The following is a 20490-nucleotide window of genomic DNA, read 5'->3' as shown; positions in this document are numbered from 1 at the left end:
TTTAAGGTACTTTAACTAATATTTAACTATAAACAAACCGTTAGTTTGTTTAAGATTGTTCTATTTTTGTCTGAAATTAATAAATGATGAAAAAATACCTTACAGTCTACATTAGAACATTCTGTTTCTGAATTTATCTCTCTCTTTATATAACAACTAAAATTACATATTCAATTTGAATATAATATTGTTATTATTTCTTCGTTAAGTGAATAGTATATTTAAACCATAAAATAAATAATAAACATCTATGAAAAAAATGTTTTTGTCTGCAGTCGCCATTGTAGTGATGTCGGCTAGTGCTTTTGCACAGAACATACCGATGGATCCCTCTGTGAGAACGGGTACTCTTCCCAACGGAATGAAGTTTTATATTAAAAAAAATGTAAAGCCTGAAAAAAAAGTAGAAATGCGCCTTGCTATAGATGCTGGCTCTATTTTGGAAGATGAGGATCAGCAAGGCCTGGCTCACTTCATGGAGCACATGAATTTTAACGGAACTAAAAACTTTCCAGGAAACAAATTGGTTGATGCTTTAGAATCCATAGGAATTAAGTTTGGTCAGCATCTTAATGCCTATACCAGTTTTGATGAAACAGTTTATATGCTCCCCGTTCCTTTAGATAAGCCGGGTAATCTGGATACAGGTCTTAAAGTAATGGAAGACTGGGCTTTTAATGCGCTTCTTACCGACAAAGAGATCAACAAAGAAAGAGGAGTAGTTTTGGAAGAACTTCGTTTGGGATTAGGTGCAGATAAAAGAATGATGGATAAATGGCTGCCAAAAATGATGTATAATTCTGCATATGCAAAAAGGCTTCCAATAGGGAAAAAAGAAATTTTAGAAAAATTTAATCCAGATGTACTGAGAAGATTTCATAAAGATTGGTATCGTCCGGATCTAATGGCATTGGTAGTGGTAGGAGATATTAATGTAGATGAGATCGAGCAGAAGATAAAAGCTAATTTTGGTAAATATAAAAATCCTGCGTCTCCAAGAAAACGAAATGTTTTTGAAATTCCCAATCACAAGGAAACTTTAGTTTCTATTGAAAGTGATCCCGATGCTACAGGCTCAAGCGTTCAGTTTGTAATGAAAGACACTGAAAATTATACGCCGGATCTTACTGTGGAAGATTTTAATAAGAGTATCTTAGATAATGTAGTTACTACAATGATAAACAACCGCTATAATGATATGGTGGAATCTAATAATCCTCCGTTTACTTTTGGATATGTTTATCACGGCGGATCTTGGGGAAGAACCAAGGAGGCGTTTCAAGGATATGCTATGACCAAAGAAGGAGGTCAGCTGGAAGCTTTGAAAGTTTTGCTGGAAGAGGTAGAAAGAGCCAACAGATTTGGATTTACTGCATCTGAATTGGAAAGAGCAAAAACCGAATTACTTTCAGGATATGAAGAATCTTACAATAATAGAGACAAAACCGAAAGCGGAAGATTGATTGGCGAATACGTAAGAAATTTCTTAGAAAAGGAATCTATTCCTGGTATTGCCTGGGAATACGAACAGTACAAAAAAGAACTGCCAAAAATTACTCTTGAACAAACCAATAATGTTTTAAAGAAGTATGTAAAAGAAGACAGTAGAGTAATTGTTATTACCGGACCTAAAAAAGAGACGATAAAATATCCTGCTGAAGCAGATGTTTTGAAAGTGTTTTCTGATTTGAAAATGGCAAAAATAGAGCCTTATCAGGAAAAAGAAAGCATTAAAAACCTTGTGAAGCCGTTCCAGTCAACTGGAAGCATTGCTAAAACAGAAACAGACAGCAAATTAGGAACTACAACTTTTACCCTAAGTAACGGAGCAAAAGTTACTTACAAGAAAACTGATTTTAAAGATGATGAAATTATGTTTTCTGCAAGAAGCTTAGGAGGAACTTCTCTTCTTTCTGATTCTGATGTTCTGAAAACACAGCACGCCTTCGCTGCTTTAACAGAAGCCGGGGTTAACGGATTTACACAAAACGACGTAACCAGATATTTGGCAGGAAAACAGGTTTCTGTAAATCCTACAATCAGCAGTTTATTTGAAGGGTTCACAGGAAGATCCACCAAAAAAGATTTTGCAGCGATGATGGAGCTTTTGTATGCTTATTTCACGGGGCTTAATAATGATCCGGCAAGTTTCAATGCTTTCAGAACGAAGCAGTCTGCTTTCTTAGATAATATGCTTTCAAATCCTCAGTTCTATTTCATGAACGAGCATATGAAGTATATGAACCAGAAAAATCCAAGATTTACCAATATTATTCCTCTAAAAGAAGATTGGGATAATACAGATTATAACAAAGCATACAATATTTATAAAGAAAAATTTGGTAATGCCGGTAATTTCCATTTCTATTTTGTAGGAAATATTGATGAAGCGGAACTTAAGCAATTGGTGACACAATATATTGCAAGTCTGCCTACAAAAGGAACAAGCACAACATTTAAAGATGTTGGATACAGACAGTTGAAAGGAGAAATTAATAAGACTTACAAAAAAGGAAAGGATCCTAAAAGTATGGTTCAGATTACTTATTCAGGAGAAGCTCCTTACAATGAAAAAGAAGATCTTGCACTAAGAGCGTTAGGCGGAGTGGTAAAAATAAAATTAACTGAACAGTTAAGAGAAGAAGCAGGAGGTGTTTATACAACGAGTGCAAACGGCGGAATGGGCAGAATTCCTTATTCTTCATATTCTTTCAGTATGCAGTTTCCTTGTGGTCCTGAAAATGCGGATAAATTGACAAAGATTGCATTAGCTGAGCTGGATAAAATTATTAAAAAAGGACCAGAACAAAAAGATCTCAACAAATATAAAGAAGGAGAGCTTAATGATTATAAGACCAGACTGAAAGAAAATAATTTCTGGTTGGGGCAGATCTCTCAGCCACAATTGGATGGAAGAGATAAGTATGGTTTCCTAAACATGGAATCTGCTTTTGCCAATCTCACAACTGCAGATTTACAGAACGTAGCTAAGAAATATTTAACTAAAGAAAAAGTGATTGCTACACTAATGCCTGAAGACGGATGGGAAAAAGCTTCAAAAAGCGAAGCTGCTGAAAAGAAAATGGAAACTGTTAAATAATTTTTGAATATTAGTAATTAATTATATCGAAAATCTTTGCAAACTTCAATAAATTTTAACGACTTTACGAGTTGAGAAGTGAAAGTAAAGCATTTGTGAGTCTAAGACTCTTTGCAGGGTTTACATTAAAGTTTTTTATATAATTGAAAGTAATAATCTTAAATATTTAGCCCATTACTAAAAGCAAAAAACAGCCGCTGAATTTTCAGTGGTTGTTTTTTTATGTAAAATATTTACCCTACTAATTTGGTAGACTAATTATTTTTTATATTTTTGCTAAGAATTAATGATTAAAAATGTAATTGAAGTGTAACCTAAAAATGTTTTAGTGATGATTATTCCAATTGTGCAGACAAAATCTGAAATAGCCAACAGTATCAAGAAAGATCTTATTCTTGAGGTAGAATTGAACGGAAAGATGAAATTTGATCAGATTCTGGATATTATAAATCAGAAAATGGGCATTTGTTACAGATTACTCAATGCAAATGTGGAGTATATTGACGGAAACAATTTCGGTTCATTTCAATTACGTATTTATGCAACTCATGAAGAATCTCAACAGGTTGAGTTTTTCCTTAATAAAAACAAGCTTTTAAATACCACGGTAGAGTATACCTGCCGAAAATATTCATAAATGTAAGTCCATATAGTTTGATAAGCGTTCCAATAATATTGGGCGCTTTTTTTTCATAAAAAAACGTTCAGGATAAACTCTGAACGTTTTTTATTTCGATAAAATATGTGAATCAAAAATTTCTAAATTCTTTCAATATCTGCACCGATTGCTTTTAGTCTTCCGTCAATATTCTCATATCCTCGGTCAATTTGCTCAATGTTGTGAATGATAGATTTTCCTTCTGCAGAAAGAGCAGCGATCAATAAAGCATTTCCGGCTCTGATGTCGGGAGAAACCATAGTTGTTCCTCTTAAAGGTGCTTCCTGATTTAAGCCGATAACTGTAGCTCTGTGAGGATCACATAAAATAATCTGTGCCCCCATATCAATAAGTTTATCAACAAAGAATAATCTTGATTCGAACATTTTCTGATGTACCAAAAGACTGCCTTTTGCCTGAGTTGCCACTACTAATATAATAGAAAGTAAATCTGGTGTAAAACCAGGCCAAGGTGCATCTGATACTGTTAAGATAGATCCGTCGATGAATTTTTGTATTTTATAATGTTCCTGAGCCGGAATATAAATGTCATCACCGCTCTGCTCAAGCTGTATTCCCAGTTTTCTGAATGTGTTTGGAATTACACCCAGCTGATTCCAGTTGACATTTTTTATGGTAATTTCAGATTTCGTCATGGCAGCAAGACCAATCCACGACCCAATTTCTACCATATCCGGAAGCATTGTGTGTTCTGTGCCGCGCAAATGGGTAACACCTTCAACAGTAAGAAGGTTAGATCCGATTCCGGAAATATTTGCTCCCATTCTGTTGAGCATTTTACACAGTTGCTGCAGGTATGGTTCGCAGGCTGCATTATAAATTCTTGTTTTTCCTTTCGCTAAAACTGCTGCCATAACGATATTGGCAGTTCCTGTTACAGAAGCTTCTTCCAGAAGGATAAATTTACCGTTGAGCTCTTTGGCTTTTAATGAATAGAAAGATTCTTCCTCATCATAATTGAACTCCGCACCCAATTCTACCAATCCCTGAAAATGTGTATCAAGTCTTCTTCTTCCGATTTTGTCACCACCCGGAGTCGGCATATAGGCTTCACCGTAACGAGCAAGCATTGGACCCATCAGCATGATAGATCCTCTCAGTTTTGCACCGTCTTTTTTAAATTCTTTAGATTTTATATACTCAAAATTGACTTTGTCTGATTTGAAAGTGTAATCTCCATGAGCATTTTTGGTAACTTTCACACCAAAATCACCTAAAATTTCAATAAGTCTGTTGACATCATGAATATCAGGAATATTTTTTATTCTTACTTCTTCATCTGTCAGTAAAACTGCACATAAAATTTGAAGCGCTTCATTTTTTGCTCCTTGTGGAGTGATTTCACCTTGCAGTCTTTTCCCTCCTCTTATTTGAAATGTTCCACTCATTATTATCTTCTGTTCTTGTGATTGTTATTATTAAATCTTCTTTTAGCAGGCTGATTTCTGTTGTTTGAGTTTTTATTATTGTTGTTATTCCTGTTGGCATTGTTGGCGTAGTAGATTTTACTTTTCTCCAGGCTGTCAATTCCGGTGAGGTCTAATCTGTTTTGCGAAAGTTCCTTTAAATGTCGGAAAATCACATCATCCGTAACGTGCTCTTTGTTATAAACATTATAAGATTTCTTCATATTGTTGGCAATTACCTCTATTAAGGCTTCTTTCTCGTCACCTGCTTCAAGTTCAATTGCTTTTTCGATTAGCTGAAGAATACTCTTTCCGTAAAACTTAAAATCACCCTGAAGTTTTGGATACTCCATTCTTTTAGGCTTTTCTTCCAGTTCTTCCTTTGTAGGAAAAGGGTAGGGAGAGTCTACATCCAGATCATAATTGGCAAGAATGTAAAGGTGATCCCAAAGTTTATGTTTGTAATTTTCTTCGTCACGGAGCTGTGGGTTTCTCTGACCCATAAAATCAATGATTGCCATTGCCATTTCGTTTCTTTGTCCTTTGTCTGAAACTTCTTTGCAACGCTCAACCAGCTGCTGTATAATTCTGCCGTATTCCGGCATATTAAGATGTGTTTTTTGGGTATTATATTCCATAGTAATGCAAATATATGGATTAATAAAAAAACACTCGAAAATTTTTTTTATATATGAACATTGCTATCATAATATAAGTTCTGATCAGGACAGATTAACGAGGGATAAAATTTTATTTAATTTAAATTTAACATAATATAAATTATTTAATTTAAATAACTTTAAGTATTTATATTTTCATTTAAAATTTGTATTTATTGAATATAATTTATTAAAATTGCAATTTATAAACTAATTCAAAAAAAATATTTAAATGAAAAAATTACATTTTTTAGCGTCTGTATTGACGCTAGTTTTAGTGTCTTCTTGTCAGAATGACGAATTGGTTGATAAAACTTCGAATCAATTAGAAGTTCATGACAAGATAGTAAATGTTACCAATCACGATGGGCGACCTTTTAGTACAGGAGGAAACCTCAACGGAAAATTTGTAGCAGGACCGGGTGGCGGAGTTTTAATGCAGGGCTTTTATTGGGATGTTCCAGCAGGCGGAAACTGGTGGAATACAGTAAGTGGGAAACTTACAGACTGGTCAAATGCCGGAATTAGTGCATTATGGCTTCCTCCTGTATCAAAAGCGCAAAATGGTCCATACTCAATGGGATATGATCCTACAGATTATTATGATTTTGGAGAATACAACCAAAATGGAACTGTTGAAACACGTTTTGGATCCCGATCTGAACTTGAAGCATTGATTTCAAAGGCTCATGAGGAAAATATGCAGGTGTATGCTGATATTGTACTCAACCATAACAGCGGAGGACAGTCTGAAGCCAATCCTTTTACCGGAACCAATACATGGACAAATTTTTCTGGCGTAGCTTCAGGGAAGTTTACTAGAAATTACAATGATTTTTATAAAAACTCATACGGAAATAATGACGAGGGGGCTTTTGGTGGTTTTCCGGATTTGTGTCATGCCAATCCTTATGTGCAGAGCTGGTTGTGGGGAAGGGAAGATTCTGTAGGAAAGTATTATAAAAACGTGATGAAATTTGACGGTTGGAGATTTGATTATGTGAAAGGTTTCGGACCATGGGTGGTCAATACATGGAATTCTAATATCGGAGGATTTTCCGTGGGAGAATTGTGGGATTCAAATGTGAATACATTGGAATGGTGGGCAAATAATGCTAACAGCTCTGTATTTGATTTTGCAGCATATTATAAGATGGACGAGGCATTTGATAACGGAAACCTGAATATATTAAATGACGATATGATGTGGAAAAGGAATCCGTTTAAAGCAGTAACATTTGTAGCCAATCATGATACGGATATTATCTGGAACAAAATGCTGGCGTATGCTTATATCTTAACGCACGAAGGTTATCCTACCATTTTTTACAGAGATTATGAAGAGTGGCTGAATAAAGAAAGACTGAATAACCTGATCTGGATCCATAATAATAAAGCAACAGGGAATACTTCTATTCTTTACACGGATAATGACGAATATATTGCTAGACGTAACGGTTACAACGGAAATCCGGGTCTGGTTGTTTATATCAACAATTCATCAAACTGGCAGGAAAGATGGATTCAAACCAACTGGAGCAATCAGCAGATTAAAGACTTTACAGGACACTCCAACTGGCATCCGACTACTCAGGGAGACAAATGGGTGAAAATTCAGTGTCCGCCGAAAAGCTATTCGGTTTGGTCACTTAATCAGTAATAAAATACAAGTTAAAAAAATTGCCCCCGATGTTGGGGCATTTTAATTTTAATAACCTGGAGTTAATTTACATCTTTATAAATTTCTTTTTTTGATGCTGATCCGGCAAAAAACATTTCTGACTGGCAAGCTTCATTCTGTTTTTTGAGATTTTATCGTAAATACTGTCGGTGATTATTCTGGGAAATAAATTGGCAACAGAAGAAATTTTAAAAATTCCGCCCAGCAAATTGGCAATTTTAAGAACAGCTTTAGACTTTACAAGATAATACTGATGAGGTTTCCAAAGATACAATGTGCTAAGTTCATTTGTATCTAAGCCTCGCTCCTTTAGAAATCGCTGTCCGAAATCTGACTGTAATGAAGCAAACATAAATTCATCATTTTTATCGCGCTCCAAAATCCACTGTACCCAAAAGTTACAAAATCCGCACTCTCCATCGTAGAAAACGATATGTTTTTCTTCCCATTTTTCCGGCATAGATTATTTCATTTTAATTTTGGTTTCTTCTATTTCTCTTTTGAAATATTGTATGAGTTCTTGTCTTTCGGCATCGGTTATTTTTGCATCCTGATGTCCTAGATAATAAGATTCTAGAGGCATTTCATGTTTTTCCAGCATTTCTACGCATTCCTCCATTTTGTGAATCTGTCTTTTGGGTTCGTAGGTTGCAAAAATGGAAAAATTAAGATGTTTTCTGCCTTCATCCACATGATTTTTAAGCCACCAGGATACGGGTGCAATGCTGGAATACCACGGGTATTTCGTTTCATCCGAATGGCAGTCGTAGCAAGAGTTACTGATTAGTTTTGAAATCTCTGGAGAAGTTTTTTTTATTTTCAAAAAATCCATTCCGGGATTTACAGGTTTATTTGTTTTATCAATCGGGAAAAACTGAATCATAATGAAAGCAACCAGTAGTACGACAAGAATTTTTTTCATAGGGAATTTTTATTTTTCATTTATTGCAATTGCATCTTAATCCTAATAATTTTTAATCAATTAAAAGTACAAAAAAATAGTGGCTTTTTGAGTTTATATTTAATTACAAAAATCATTTTTATGCATTATAGACAATAAAGACTTATCTTTGCAAAAAATTTTGGGCTTCGAAAGACGAAGTAACCCATTCTTAATAAGTACGGCAAAAGATTTGGAAATTAGCGGTTTAAAGATTTTTAAGAAAATCTCTTAGATTGTTTTTCTTTTATTTTTTGTCTAAAAGAAACAAATTTTATGTCAAATATTGTTGCCATTGTTGGGCGTCCCAACGTAGGAAAATCCACGTTATTTAATCGTTTGCTAGAAAGGAGAGAAGCTATTGTAGATTCTACTGCAGGTGTTACCAGAGACCGTCATTACGGAAAATCTGACTGGATCGGAGTAGAGTTTACCGTTATTGATACCGGTGGTTATGATGTAAATAATGATGATGTATTTCAGGGCGAAATTTCAAAACAGGTGCAGCTTGCCGTAGATGAGGCAACTTCAATTATTTTCATGCTGAATGTGGAAGAAGGTCTTACAGATACAGATTATGAAATTCATGAGATGCTGAGAAGATCAAACAAACCGGTGTATATTGTGGTCAACAAAGTAGATTCTTCTAAAGAAGAGCTGGATGCTACAGAATTTTATCAGCTTGGAATAGAAAAATATTATACATTATCATCTGCAACAGGAAGCGGAACCGGAGAATTGCTGGATGATGTGGTGAAAGATTTCCCTACTACAGAATATAAAGATCCTTTTGAAGGGCTTCCGAAAATTACAATTGCAGGTCGTCCTAACGTAGGAAAATCAACACTTACCAATGCCCTGCTCGATAAAGACCGTAATATCGTAACCGATGTTGCAGGAACTACCAGAGACAGTATTCAGACTTTATATAATAAATTCGGACACGAATTTGTGTTGGTAGATACCGCCGGAATGAGAAGAAAATCTAAAGTTTCGGAAGATCTTGAATTTTATTCCGTGATGCGTTCGATCCGTTCTATTGAATATTCTGATGTGGTAATTATCATGGTAGATGCTACTTTGGGATGGGAGTCACAGGATATGAATATTTTCGGTCTGGCTCAGAAAAACAGAAAAGGTATCGTGATTGTGGTTAATAAATGGGATTTGGTTGAAGATAAAACTACAAATACAGTAAGGGATTTTGAAAAATCTATCAGAGATAAAATCGGTCAGTTCAGTGATATTCCAATTCTTTTTGTTTCTGCACTTACAAAGCAGAGAATTTTAAAAGTAGTAGAAACGGCAATGATTGTTTATGAAGACCGTAAGAAAAAAATCAAAACTTCAAAACTGAATGAAGTGATGCTTCCGATTTTTGAAGCAACACCGCCACCTGCAAACAAAGGCAAATATATCAAGATTAAATATTGCGTACAGCTTCCAACGCCGTCACCACAGTTTGTATTCTTCTGCAATTTACCTCAGTATGTAAAAGAACCATACAAAAGATTTACTGAAAACCAGCTGAGAAAAGAGTTCGGGTTTACCGGAGTTCCTATCGAAGTGTATTTCAGACAAAAATAAATTATAATCCCTTTCAGATTTTCCTGAGAGGGATTTTATTCTTAATTAAATTTTATACTTTAGCTAAAAGCTTTTCAAAATAATGAACACCATCGTTTTATCAGAACAATTTTCTTTAGTTAATTCCTGGATCAATGAACTTAGAAACGTAGAAATCCAGCAAGATCGTATGAGATTCCGCAGAAATATGGAAAGAATCGGCGAAATTGCTGCTTTCGAGATCAGCAAAACACTGGAGCAGAAAGAAATTGAAATTCAGACACCTCTGGATACGATTAAAGTGAAGGAAATTGCGGTTCAGCCTGTGATTACCACCATTTTGAGAGCCGGAGTTCCTTTGTTTGAAGGAATTTTGAATTATCTTGATAAAGCAGATTGCGGATTTGTTGCCGCTTACAGAAAACACGATGCCAACGATTATTTTTCTATTAAACAGGATTATTTAACGTGTCCGAATATCGAAGGCAGACCTTTAATCGTTGCCGATCCTATGTTGGCAACCGGAGCTTCTCTTATTGAAGCCATCAAAGATCTTTTAACAAATGGAAAACCAACACAACTTCATATTGTTGCTGCTATTGCTTCGAGACAAGGTGTTGAAACCATCGAAAAAGCGTACCCAAACGCAAAGATTTGGGTTGGAGCTATTGATGAAAATCTTACTTCCAAAGGATATATCACTCCAGGATTGGGCGATGCCGGAGATCTCAGCTACGGCGAAAAATTACAGCGATAAATTATTTTTCCTCAAATAATTTTGCATTCTAAATTCTGCTAAATTTACGGAAACTAATTTTTAAAAAAGCGAAGGAAAAAATATTTTTTTTCGTCTAATTAAAAAAGTGACTGTAATGAAAACCGAAATATGAATTTCGAGTTTATTTTTTATCAGTATCAGAAAATGGTGTATAATCTTGCTTTGCAGTACACCCAGAATACAGAAGATGCAGAAGAAATAACTCAGGATGTTTTTGTGAAAATATCACAAAAAATAGATGGCTTCAAAAATGAGTCATCTCTAAAAACATGGATTTATCGTATCACGATTAATACTTCTTTGGATTACATAAAATCCAAAAACTCAAATAAAAAATCTTTTTTTGGTTTGTTTAAAGATGATTCTGAAAACAGGCAGTACGAACCGGTAGATTTTAATCATCCAGGTGTTGTTCTGGAACAGAAGGAGGAAGTGATGAAAATTTTCAGCTTTATTAATATGCTTCCGAATGATCAGAAAACAGCAGTTATCTTACTGAAAATTGAAGGGAATTCTCAGCAGGAAACCGCTGAAATCATGAATGTGAGTCAAAAAGCTGTGGAATCTCTTTTTCAGCGCGCCAAAAAAAATCTTATCCAAAAACTAAATCAACAGAAGGAATATGAAAAATAACTCGTCTAAGTATGTAATGGAAGATCAGTTGCAGCTATTAGAAAAAATTCAGAAAGTGGAAGCCCCTTCAGAATTATATGAAAAAATTCTCAGTAAAATTGAGAATCATAGGAAAGATGTAGTTTCTCCAAAATGGATTTTCGCAGCTGCAGCAGTTATTGTTATTCTGATCAGTTTTAATATTAAACTTATTCAAAATACAAAAGACTCTTCAAGATCAGATTTTGAAACTTTGTTTATGATGAAACCAGAAAATACTTTTTCTTATGACTAAGAACAGGTTTTATATTTTTATGATTGTCGGTTTGCTGATTTCCAATCTTCTGTTGGTGATCTTCATGCTTACGCGAAAACCTCCGCATCATTCTGGTCCGCGAGATCTCATTATACAACGGCTGCATTTTGATGAAAAACAGGTACAGCAGTATGACGGACTGATTGAACAGCACAGAATGCAGATTAGAGAAAAAGAACACGAAATGATGGATATGAAAACGCAGTATTATTCATTATTAAAAAATAAAAATCAGAAAAAAGAAGATTCTCTGGTTCAGCAGATCGGAAAAATAAGTATGGAAACAGAGAAAATCAATTTTGAACACTTTCAGGATATCAGAAAAATTTGCTATCCCGATCAGTTGCAGGATTTTGATCATCTTATTGATGAGTTTGAAAACTTGTTTAATCGACCAGGTAAGCCACCTCGTTAAGTCAATTTAAAAATCTGAAAAAATACTAACCTAATAAAACTTAAAAACCTCTTTATGAAAAAAATGATAAGAACACTTATTGTTCCTGTTCTCGCTGTTGCAGCAGTTTTGTATTCCTGTTCCGGAGACGATGTTTATGAAGGAACGCCTGTTTCAGATGAATATCCGGGAATTTTGGCGGCTTTCGGTTCTAATATCAACCTTAGCAGTCTTGAAAATTACGCCAACCAGACGAAACCCAATTATATAACAAGAGATAATTCCGCAGGTAATCCTATTACCGATAAAGGAGCTACTTTGGGAAGAATGTTGTTTTACGACAAAAATCTTTCTAAGAATAATACTATCTCGTGTTCAAGCTGTCATAAGCAGGAATTGGCTTTTGGAGATAACGTTGTGGCAAGCGTGGGTGTAAACGGAACTACCGGAAGACATTCTATGAGACTAGTCAACGCAAGATTTGGAAACGAAGCAAAGTTTTTCTGGGACGAGAGAGCAGCGACTCTGGAAGCACAAACGACTTTTCCAATTCAGGATCATATTGAAATGGGTTTTAGCGGAACTAATGGAGACGGTAACTTTCAGGATTTGATTGCAAAACTTCAAAATTTAAAATATTATCAGGAAATGTTCAAATTTGTTTATGGTGATGCTGCAGTTACCCAAGCAAGAGTTCAGAGTGCTTTGGCGCAGTTCATCAGAAGTATACAGTCTTTTGATTCTAAATATGATGCAGGCAGAGCAGTAAGCGCTAATGACCAGCAGTCTTTTCCAAATTTTACAGCACAGGAAAATCAGGGTAAAAATTTGTTTTTATCACCTCCTGTTTTTGATGCTGCAGGAAGCAGAACCGGCGGCGGTTTGGGCTGTGCCGGCTGTCATGGTGCGCCTGAATTTGATATTGACCCTAATTCAAGAAACAACGGAATCATCGGAAATATCAGTGGAATCGGCATTGATATTACAAATACCCGAGCGCCAAGTTTGAGAAATATAACCAACCCTAATGGTATAGAAAACGGACAGTTTATGCATACCGGAGCTTTCACTACATTACAACAGGTAATCGGACATTACGGAAATATCAATATTGCTCCCGGAAATACAAATTTAGATCCGCGCCTAAGACCAAACGGAAACGGACAAAAATTAAATCTTACCGCGACAGAAGTAAATGCCGTTGTAGCATTTCTGAAAACACTATCCGGAACAGATGTTTATACAAATAAGAAGTGGAGTAACCCTTTCAAATGATAAGAATTAAAAGCTGTCTACAAGGACAGCTTTTTTATTTCGTCACACATCCATTGCCATAACCAAGACGCTTATCTTATTATTTCCTTTCTTTAAAATTTCCCATGCAACGGAAGCCAGCGTGTTTCCTGTTGTAAATACATCATCAATAAGCAGTATATGAGTGTCTTCGATTGTTTTGGTGACCGAAAATGTATTTTGGTTTTCGAGCCTGCGTTTCTTGTCTTTGAGAGCCTGTGCTGATGAATAATAATTTCGTTTGATTAAAGTATGGTCAAAAGGGATTTGATATGATCCGGAAAGCTGTTCGGTAAAAAGGTGAAGCTGATTATATCCTCTCTCTTTTGTTTTCCTGGGATGCAGTGGAACGGTAACCAGTAAGTCTGGTTTCTCATCTTTAAAATCAAGATATTCTGTAGTCCATTCTGCTAAAATCTTTCCGGTTTTTTCTCTGCTTTTATATTTTAATTCATGAATAATTTTTCGGCTAAGGCTTTCTTTTTCAAATTCCATCAGTGCAAAAGCATTTTCCAGCGGAAAGAGTAATTTACATCTTTCTTTTAATGAATTTTCAGATAAAAAGTCATGATAAGCAAATTGAATCTGGCTGAAACAGACTGGGCAAACCAATGATTCGCTTTCGATAATCCGGTTGCATTCCAGACAGCGGTTGGGAAATAACAAATCTAAAATCATTTGTGTATAATTTAAGGCTAATTTAAGCTTTTATCGCAATAAAAAAAGTTACCACTGAAAAAAATCAATGGTAACTTCCTTAAATATATTGAGTAAAATAATTTACTTAATAGTGTCTATGCATTTTCTAAAATATATGAAAACATTAAAGGAGCACAAATGGTAGCGTCACTTTCAACAATGAATTTTGGGGTTGTGATGTCTAATTTTCCCCAGGTAATTTTTTCATTAGGAACAGCACCCGAATACGAACCGTAAGATGTTGTAGAGTCTGAAATCTGGCAGAAATAAGACCAGAAAGGAATGTCATGCATCTCCATATCCTGATACAGCATCGGAACTACGCAGATTGGGAAATCTCCTGCAATTCCACCGCCGATCTGGAAAAATCCTACACCTTTTCCTGCGGAATTTTTGGTATACCAGTCTGCAAGATAAGTCATGTATTCAATTCCTGATTTCATAGTGGTTGCTTTCAGCTCACCTTTAATGCAGTAAGAAGCAAAAATATTTCCCATCGTAGAATCTTCCCATCCTGGAACCACAATTGGTAAATTTTTCTCGGCTGCAGCAATCATCCACGAGTTTTCTCTCGGAATTTCATAATACTGTTCCAAAACTCCGGAAAGAATCATTTTATACATAAACTCGTGCGGGAAATATCTTTCACCTTTAGCTTCGGCATCTTTCCAGATTTCTACAATGTGTTTCTGCAGTCTTCTGAAAGCTTCTTCTTCCGGGATACACGTATCAGTTACTCTGTTTAAGCCTCTTTCTAAAAGATCCCATTCATCCTGAGCTGTCAGATCTCTGTAGTGAGGAACTCTTTCATAATGAGAATGAGCGACAAGATTCATCAGATCTTCTTCAAGATTGGCTCCTGTACAGGAAATAAAATCAACTTTTCCCTGACGGATCATTTCTGCTAAAATTTTTCCTAATTCTGCGGTAGACATTGCTCCTGCAAGAGTAATCATCATCTTTCCGCCGTCTTTAAGGTGGGCAACGTATCCTTTTGATGCGTCTACCAAAGCAGCTGCATTGAAGTGCAGGTAATATTTTTCTATAAACTCGGTAATCGGCTTGCTCATTATTTTATTTTTTGCAAAGATAAAATTTAAAAACGGAAAGTAGCGGCTGCGCTCAAAGAAAGTCTTGTTAAACCTTCTTTTTCATCTCCTAAATCTACTGTTGTTCCGTTCAGTTTCATTTTACTTAAAGTACCTCCGGTCATTCCGATTTTTGGTCCTATAAATATATTGTTGGTAATGGCATATTGATAAGCAAAATTGATTTCAGCACCTAAATTTGATCCTGTTCCTTTGATGTTGCCGGTTGTAGTATTATAAGTAATAACTCCTAATGCAACGTCATAAAATAGTTTGTGCTTTGTGTCGCTGCTGAAGTTTGAAAACATATAAGCAGCTCCTATAAAGTGAATCTGATCTTCTGTACTTACAAATCCTCCGACCGTTTGCCCGTTACTATCCTGTACGGTAATTCTCCCATTGCTTGAAGCGAAATATCCTGAATATTTTAATCCGACACCAACATTTCCTTTGATAAGGTAATACGCAGAAACGCCTACATCTACACCGCTTTTCAGTCCTTTCAGATAATCTCTTGTGTCTTTTGAGATTCCTGAAGGCATTTTAGCAAGTCTCCACGCATATCCTACCGAAGGAATGATTGCAACCTTAGATTCCGAAACTTTCACTTCTGTATCCTGTGCTGAAAAAAGAAAAGGAGCGAAAATAACTCCTGCAATTATTAGTTTTTTAAGCATTATTAAATTTTTTTTGCAAAAATAGAGTTTTTCTCTAAATAAGGGGATTTAATATCTGAATTTTCTGTTTTCTTTTTTCTCGGAAATTTTCTTTTTATTTTCCAGACGTTTTTCAATTTTTCCTTTACCGGGTTTGGTGGCAATTCTTTTTTTGGGAATAATCAATGCAAGATTTACAATTTCCTGAATTTTTTCGGCTGCAATTTTTTTGTTCTGCAGCTGGGTTCTGCTTTCTGAAACGGTGAATTGTAAAATGCCTTCGGAATTTATTCTGTTTTTAAGCTTGAAAAAAATTCTTTCTTTTTCAGTCTCGGTAAAAACAGCAGAATCTTCTATCTTCCACATGACGGTTACAGAAGTTTCTACTTTGTTTACGTTTTGCCCGCCGCTTCCGCTGCTTCGTGAGGTTTTGTAAGAAAGTTCGTGTTGGAATTTTTTCATGCTAAAATGGGAAATGTCTTTTAAATTAATTTTAAAACTTCTCGTCTTAAAACTTTTCCGTTTTCTGATCTGGGAAATTTTTCTAAAAATAGAATTTCTTTTGGAATATGAAATTTACTTTCATAATTAATCTGAGAAAGGTGATGATTGATTTCTTCAGTTGCAATACCCTCAATAACCAGAGTCAGTTTTTCGCCCAATTTTTCATCTGGCTTTCCGATGAATATCAAATCTCCGTCAATATTTCTTTTAACTAAATTTTCGAGTTCTTCAGCAAAAATTTTTACGCCTCCGGAATTGATAACGTTATCATGCCGTCCTAAAAATCTGAATTGTTTTTCGCTGATTAATTCTACAATATCGTTCGTTTGCAGAATTTCCGGGTTGAGTTTCGGGGCAGAAATTGTAAGACATTTTCTGTCATCCGTAGAGATTTTAACGCCATCCAAAATTGTGAAAAACTCTTCCTGTACCGGGTAAAGTTGTTTTAATGCAATATGAGAAAGCGTTTCAGACATTCCGTAAGTTTCAAAAATTCGGGTTAATGAGTTGGAGTTTATCAGAGTTTGAGAGATTTTTTTCTTTAATGATTCTGAAACAGAAGCTCCGCCGATAATTAAATTTTTAATCCAGTGAATTTTGGTTAAGGAGTTTTCTACTTGCAAAGGAGTCATTGCACAGAAATCAATGAAATCATTAATTTCCTGCAGCGGATTTGTGGAAGGTTCGTTTGTTATCAGTGTAAGTTTTCTTTCAAAAGCTCTTGCGATCATCATTTTTCCTGAGATATATTCAATAGGAAGACACAGCAAAGCTGAATTTTCTTTTTTTAAATCTAAAAAATCACAGGTCATTTTTGCGGAACTAAGCATTCTGCTTTTTTCGATTTCAAAAATCTTGGGTGTTCCGGTAGAGCCGGATGTCTGAATTTTGACTTTTTCCGTGTGAGACAACCATTCTTCTAAAAAAAAAATGATTTTTTTTTGAAATTTATTTTCGGGATTTAATTGATTAATTTTGAGATTATTGAAGTCGATTTTCACGTTGTAAGCCTTATAAATTCTGAGTAAATTTAAAAAAAAGTTTTAAAAGTATTTGCAAATAAACAAAAACGCTGTATATTTGCACCACAAAACAAACAGAGACCCATGGTGTAGCGGTAACACTACTGATTTTGGTTCAGTCATCTGGGGTTCGAATCCCTGTGGGTCTACTGATTACTTAAACAGCTTACTAAAATAGTAAGCTGTTTTTTTATGCTTTTCAATGAGTTTTGAAGCTTATAAATAAACAAAAAACCTCCGAAAATTTTCAGAGGCTGATGTTTAATGTAATGCTTCGCTCAAATCTATTTTTTCTTTGCTTTTCCTTTCTCTTATAAATAAAATAAACGGAATACAAATTAAAAACGCTACACCGAGATAGAGGAAAACATCCATATAAGATAGAACGGTTGCTTGTTTGGTGACATTCAGGTCAAGGATTTTATAAGCAGCATTCATTGCGGCATCGGGAGTCATTCCTTTTGCTATGAAACTGGCTTTTAAGCCCTGCAACCTTTGTTGTACATCGAAGTCATTGGAGTCTAAATGACTGATGAGATTCACCCTGTATTTTTGGCTCGCATTAGCAATAAAGGTTGTAATTGCAGCAATTCCGAAAGAACCACCCAATTGTCTCATCATTCCCGTAAATGCGGCGCCCTGTCCGATTTCCTGTCCTTTTAATGTACTTAAGGAAAGTGATGTTATAGGAATAAACAGTAACCCTAATCCCATTCCCCGTACAATCAGCATCCAGAAAAATGCATCTTTACTGGTGTCGGGAGTAAGAATTTTATATCCCCAAAAGCTGTAAATGAAAAATATAAGTAATCCTAATGAAACTAAAATCTGCTGTTTCGCTCCTTTTGATAATAATCTTCCGATAATCGGCATCATAAAAGCTGTTGTGAGAGCGGCAGGGATCATTAAAGCTCCTGACTGTAACGCCGTCCACCCTAAAATACTTTGAGTATACAAAGGAACTATAAAAGTGGAACCGTACAAACCAAAACCTAAAACGAAAGACATTACGGTTCCGATTCTGAGGTTTCCGTTTTTTAAGACTCTTAATTCTACAATCGGATATTTAAAGGTAAGCTCACGCCACAGAAATAAAATAAATCCTATAACTGCAGTTGCTGTAAATGTTACGATCATTCCGCTTTCAAACCAATCTTCTTCGTGTCCTCTTTCCAAAATAAACTGAAGAGATCCTACCGTTAATGCCAACAACATAATACCGAGCCAGTCAACATCAGAAACTTTTCTTTTTTCAGAAAATTTCGGACTTTTTACAAACTGTAGTGTCATTAAAGTTGCTGCAATTCCAATCGGAATATTAATATAGAAAATATATGGCCAGCTGTAATTGTCTACGATATATCCTCCCAATGGCGGACCAAGAGTAGGACCAATAATTACTCCTAAACCATAAATCGCCTGAGCCATGCTGCGTTTTTCAACCGGATAAGATTCGGTTATAATAGTCTGTGAAGTGACAAGCAGAGCTCCGCCTCCAATTCCCTGCATCAGTCTGAAGAAAACAAGTTCCCAGATATTGGTCGCATTACCGCACAAAAATGAAAATAAAGTAAATATCATAATGGAAGCCGCAAAGTAATTCCGTCTTCCAAACTGCTGAGAAAGCCAGCTCGTCATAGGAACAATGATGACGTTACCAATAGCATATGCTGTAATTACCCAGCCCACTTCAGAAAGCGTAGCACCAAGATTTCCTTTCATCTCATTCAGCGCAACATTGACGATGGTTGAGTCTACAATTTCAAGCAAAGCACATAGAATGGCAGTAATCGTAATGATTACCCGCCGTGCTCCGTATTCTACTAATGAATCCTGCATAGTTTTTTACAATGTAAAAAGTAAATTGTCAGCGGTCAATCAACTTTATGGCTAATTTTACTGCTACATTTCCAGAATACCATCAATTATTCATTCCGATTATAATTGATATGATTCAGGAAAACTGACAATTCGCTATTTCAATATTATTTTAAAGAAACTTCTGCTTTTACATTCATTCCTGTTCTCAGTTTTTGAACAATTGTTTTGTCTAAGTTTACAAAATCAATTTTCACCGGAAGCCGCTGTACGACTTTCACAAAGTTTCCGCTTGCATTATCCGGAGGAAGAATAGAAAATGTAGAACCTGTTGCCGGAGAAAAAGAGCTTACTCTTCCTTCAAAATCTTTACCAGGAAAAGCATCAATTTCAATATGAACTTTCTGACCTTCTGCCATTTTTGCAACTTGGGTTTCTTTAAAATTGGCAACTACCCATTTCTGATCGTTTTTTATAAGTGAAAAAAGCTGTGAACCAGCCTGTAAGAATTGTCCCGCCTGAATAGGAACTTTTCCTACGAAACCGTCTTCCGGAGCTAAAATTACTGTGTAAGAAAGATTCAGTCTTGCATTTTCTACATCTACTTCTCTTTGTTTTGCTATAGAACTGGCAACAGAGATCTGCTGAGTGCTTGCTGCAGTTTGCGAAGATGCAATATTGGTTTGCTGTGCAATTTGATTTTTCTGATCTACCAGTACCTGCAGTTGTTTGTCGGCAGATTGTTTTGCTGCTAAAGCCTGTTCGTACTGCTGTTGGGTGATAGAATGGTCTTTTACTAAAATTTCATATCTTTTTAGATCCTGAGAGGTTTTCCAGACGTTAACTTTGGCAGCTTCAATCTGTGCGTTGGCAGTTTTTACGGCTGCTTCAGAACTGCTGATGTTTTTTGAAGTGGCATTGGTAGCAGACTGTGCAGATGAAATATTGCTTTTTGCTGTTCCCAAAGCGGCAAGAGCCTGTTCCAAAGCCATTTTTTGATCTTTATTGTCTAAAATGACCAAAGTGTCTCCTTTTTTTACAAATTGGTTATCTTTTACTTTTACTTCTGCCACATACCCTGATATTTTAGATATTACAGGATTCATGTTGGAGGCAATCTGTGCATCATCGGTTTCCTCATGATATTGGCTGTATGTATAAGATCTGTATCCGAAAATACCGCCTCCAATGAGAACTGCAGCTAAAATAATGGGAAAAACTAAACTTTTTTTCTTTTTAGGTTCAATATTGCTTGTATTGTTATTTTCCATTTTGGATG

At 35.5% G+C, this 20490-nt stretch carries 20 protein-coding genes and 1 tRNA gene; 10 read left to right on the top strand and 11 right to left on the bottom strand.

Going from position 1 to position 20490, the window contains the following annotated elements; genetic code table 11:
• The first annotated feature begins 250 nt into the window (after positions 1–250).
• Together FNE73_RS10725 and FNE73_RS10720 are read left to right on the top strand one after the other, a co-directional pair.
• Positions 251–3100 carry a M16 family metallopeptidase gene (locus tag FNE73_RS10725; protein ID WP_143884598.1) on the top strand — a complete coding sequence of 950 codons (2850 nt, stop codon included), beginning with the start codon at positions 251–253 and terminating at the stop codon, positions 3098–3100.
• A gap of 331 nt (positions 3101–3431) precedes the next feature.
• The gene (locus FNE73_RS10720; protein WP_143884597.1) at positions 3432–3737 is read left to right on the top strand and encodes an NIL domain-containing protein; all 306 of its coding nucleotides are present in this window, start codon (positions 3432–3434) and stop codon (positions 3735–3737) included.
• Between the two features lie 122 nt (positions 3738–3859).
• Here FNE73_RS10720 and murA read toward each other — a convergent pair whose 3' ends face one another.
• Both murA and FNE73_RS10710 read right to left on the bottom strand, forming a co-directional pair.
• Positions 3860–5167, bottom strand: coding sequence for a UDP-N-acetylglucosamine 1-carboxyvinyltransferase (gene murA, locus FNE73_RS10715; protein ID WP_143884596.1), 1308 nt, complete (start codon positions 5165–5167; stop codon positions 3860–3862).
• A gap of 2 nt (positions 5168–5169) precedes the next feature.
• Positions 5170–5823 carry a DUF4290 domain-containing protein gene (locus FNE73_RS10710; protein WP_143884595.1) on the bottom strand — a complete coding sequence of 218 codons (654 nt, stop codon included), beginning with the start codon at positions 5821–5823 and terminating at the stop codon, positions 5170–5172.
• A gap of 253 nt (positions 5824–6076) precedes the next feature.
• Between FNE73_RS10710 and FNE73_RS10705 the strand changes: the two genes are divergently transcribed.
• Positions 6077–7504, top strand: coding sequence for an alpha-amylase (locus FNE73_RS10705; protein ID WP_143884594.1), 1428 nt, complete (start codon positions 6077–6079; stop codon positions 7502–7504).
• Between the two features lie 67 nt (positions 7505–7571).
• Here FNE73_RS10705 and FNE73_RS10700 read toward each other — a convergent pair whose 3' ends face one another.
• Together FNE73_RS10700 and FNE73_RS10695 are read right to left on the bottom strand one after the other, a co-directional pair.
• A complete protein-coding gene (locus tag FNE73_RS10700; RefSeq protein WP_143884593.1) occupies positions 7572–7985 on the bottom strand; it encodes a thiol-disulfide oxidoreductase DCC family protein in 414 nt (137 codons plus the stop codon).
• Positions 7986–7988: 3 nt separating this feature from the next.
• Complete coding sequence (locus FNE73_RS10695) at positions 7989–8447, bottom strand: heme-binding domain-containing protein (protein ID WP_143884592.1); 459 nt, start codon at positions 8445–8447, stop codon at positions 7989–7991.
• Between the two features lie 294 nt (positions 8448–8741).
• Between FNE73_RS10695 and der the strand changes: the two genes are divergently transcribed.
• From der to FNE73_RS10665, 6 genes are all read left to right on the top strand, one after another.
• A complete protein-coding gene (gene der, locus FNE73_RS10690) occupies positions 8742–10052 on the top strand; it encodes a ribosome biogenesis GTPase Der (protein WP_143884591.1) in 1311 nt (436 codons plus the stop codon).
• A gap of 82 nt (positions 10053–10134) precedes the next feature.
• Positions 10135–10788: a uracil phosphoribosyltransferase gene (gene upp, locus FNE73_RS10685; RefSeq protein ID WP_143884590.1), complete on the top strand. Its 654-nt coding sequence runs from the start codon at positions 10135–10137 to the stop codon at positions 10786–10788.
• A 129-nt stretch (positions 10789–10917) separates the two neighbouring features.
• The gene (locus FNE73_RS10680) at positions 10918–11442 is read left to right on the top strand and encodes an RNA polymerase sigma factor (protein WP_143884589.1); all 525 of its coding nucleotides are present in this window, start codon (positions 10918–10920) and stop codon (positions 11440–11442) included.
• A complete protein-coding gene (locus FNE73_RS10675) occupies positions 11432–11716 on the top strand; it encodes a hypothetical protein (RefSeq protein ID WP_143884588.1) in 285 nt (94 codons plus the stop codon). The genes FNE73_RS10680 and FNE73_RS10675 overlap by 11 nt, the downstream gene beginning before the upstream one ends.
• Complete coding sequence (locus FNE73_RS10670) at positions 11709–12152, top strand: Spy/CpxP family protein refolding chaperone (protein ID WP_143884587.1); 444 nt, start codon at positions 11709–11711, stop codon at positions 12150–12152. The genes FNE73_RS10675 and FNE73_RS10670 overlap by 8 nt, the downstream gene beginning before the upstream one ends.
• Before the next feature lie 54 nt (positions 12153–12206).
• Positions 12207–13406: a cytochrome-c peroxidase gene (locus FNE73_RS10665; protein ID WP_143884586.1), complete on the top strand. Its 1200-nt coding sequence runs from the start codon at positions 12207–12209 to the stop codon at positions 13404–13406.
• A gap of 42 nt (positions 13407–13448) precedes the next feature.
• On the opposite strand, the gene FNE73_RS10660 is transcribed toward FNE73_RS10665, so the two are convergent.
• The 5 genes from FNE73_RS10660 to FNE73_RS10640 form a co-directional block, all read right to left on the bottom strand.
• Positions 13449–14102, bottom strand: a complete 654-nt coding sequence (locus tag FNE73_RS10660) for a ComF family protein (RefSeq protein WP_143884585.1) — start codon at positions 14100–14102, stop codon at positions 13449–13451.
• A 116-nt stretch (positions 14103–14218) separates the two neighbouring features.
• Positions 14219–15193, bottom strand: coding sequence for a deoxyhypusine synthase family protein (locus FNE73_RS10655; protein WP_130913818.1), 975 nt, complete (start codon positions 15191–15193; stop codon positions 14219–14221).
• A gap of 26 nt (positions 15194–15219) precedes the next feature.
• The gene (locus FNE73_RS10650) at positions 15220–15888 is read right to left on the bottom strand and encodes an autotransporter domain-containing protein (protein WP_143884584.1); all 669 of its coding nucleotides are present in this window, start codon (positions 15886–15888) and stop codon (positions 15220–15222) included.
• Between the two features lie 48 nt (positions 15889–15936).
• On the bottom strand, positions 15937–16329 hold the full coding sequence (gene arfB, locus FNE73_RS10645; RefSeq protein WP_143884583.1) for an alternative ribosome rescue aminoacyl-tRNA hydrolase ArfB: 393 nt from the start codon (positions 16327–16329) through the stop codon (positions 15937–15939).
• Positions 16330–16349: 20 nt separating this feature from the next.
• Positions 16350–17372 (bottom strand): AMP-binding protein, encoded by a 1023-nt coding sequence (locus FNE73_RS10640; protein WP_143884582.1) that lies wholly within the window; start codon positions 17370–17372, stop codon positions 16350–16352.
• Between the two features lie 99 nt (positions 17373–17471).
• On the opposite strand from FNE73_RS10640, the gene FNE73_RS10635 reads away from it, so the two are divergent.
• Positions 17472–17542 (top strand) — tRNA-Gln (locus tag FNE73_RS10635).
• Positions 17543–17654: 112 nt separating this feature from the next.
• Here the strand turns inward: FNE73_RS10635 and FNE73_RS10630 are convergent.
• Entirely contained in the window at positions 17655–19232 is a 1578-nt protein-coding gene (locus FNE73_RS10630) for a DHA2 family efflux MFS transporter permease subunit (RefSeq protein ID WP_143884581.1), read from the bottom strand.
• A gap of 146 nt (positions 19233–19378) precedes the next feature.
• Entirely contained in the window at positions 19379–20482 is a 1104-nt protein-coding gene (locus tag FNE73_RS10625; protein WP_143884580.1) for an HlyD family secretion protein, read from the bottom strand.
• Positions 20483–20490: the final 8 nt, after the last annotated feature.

The organism is Chryseobacterium binzhouense (assembly GCF_007474545.1).
Classification (GTDB): domain Bacteria; phylum Bacteroidota; class Bacteroidia; order Flavobacteriales; family Weeksellaceae; genus Chryseobacterium; species Chryseobacterium binzhouense.
This window is presented reverse-complemented; position numbering and strand designations above follow the sequence as displayed.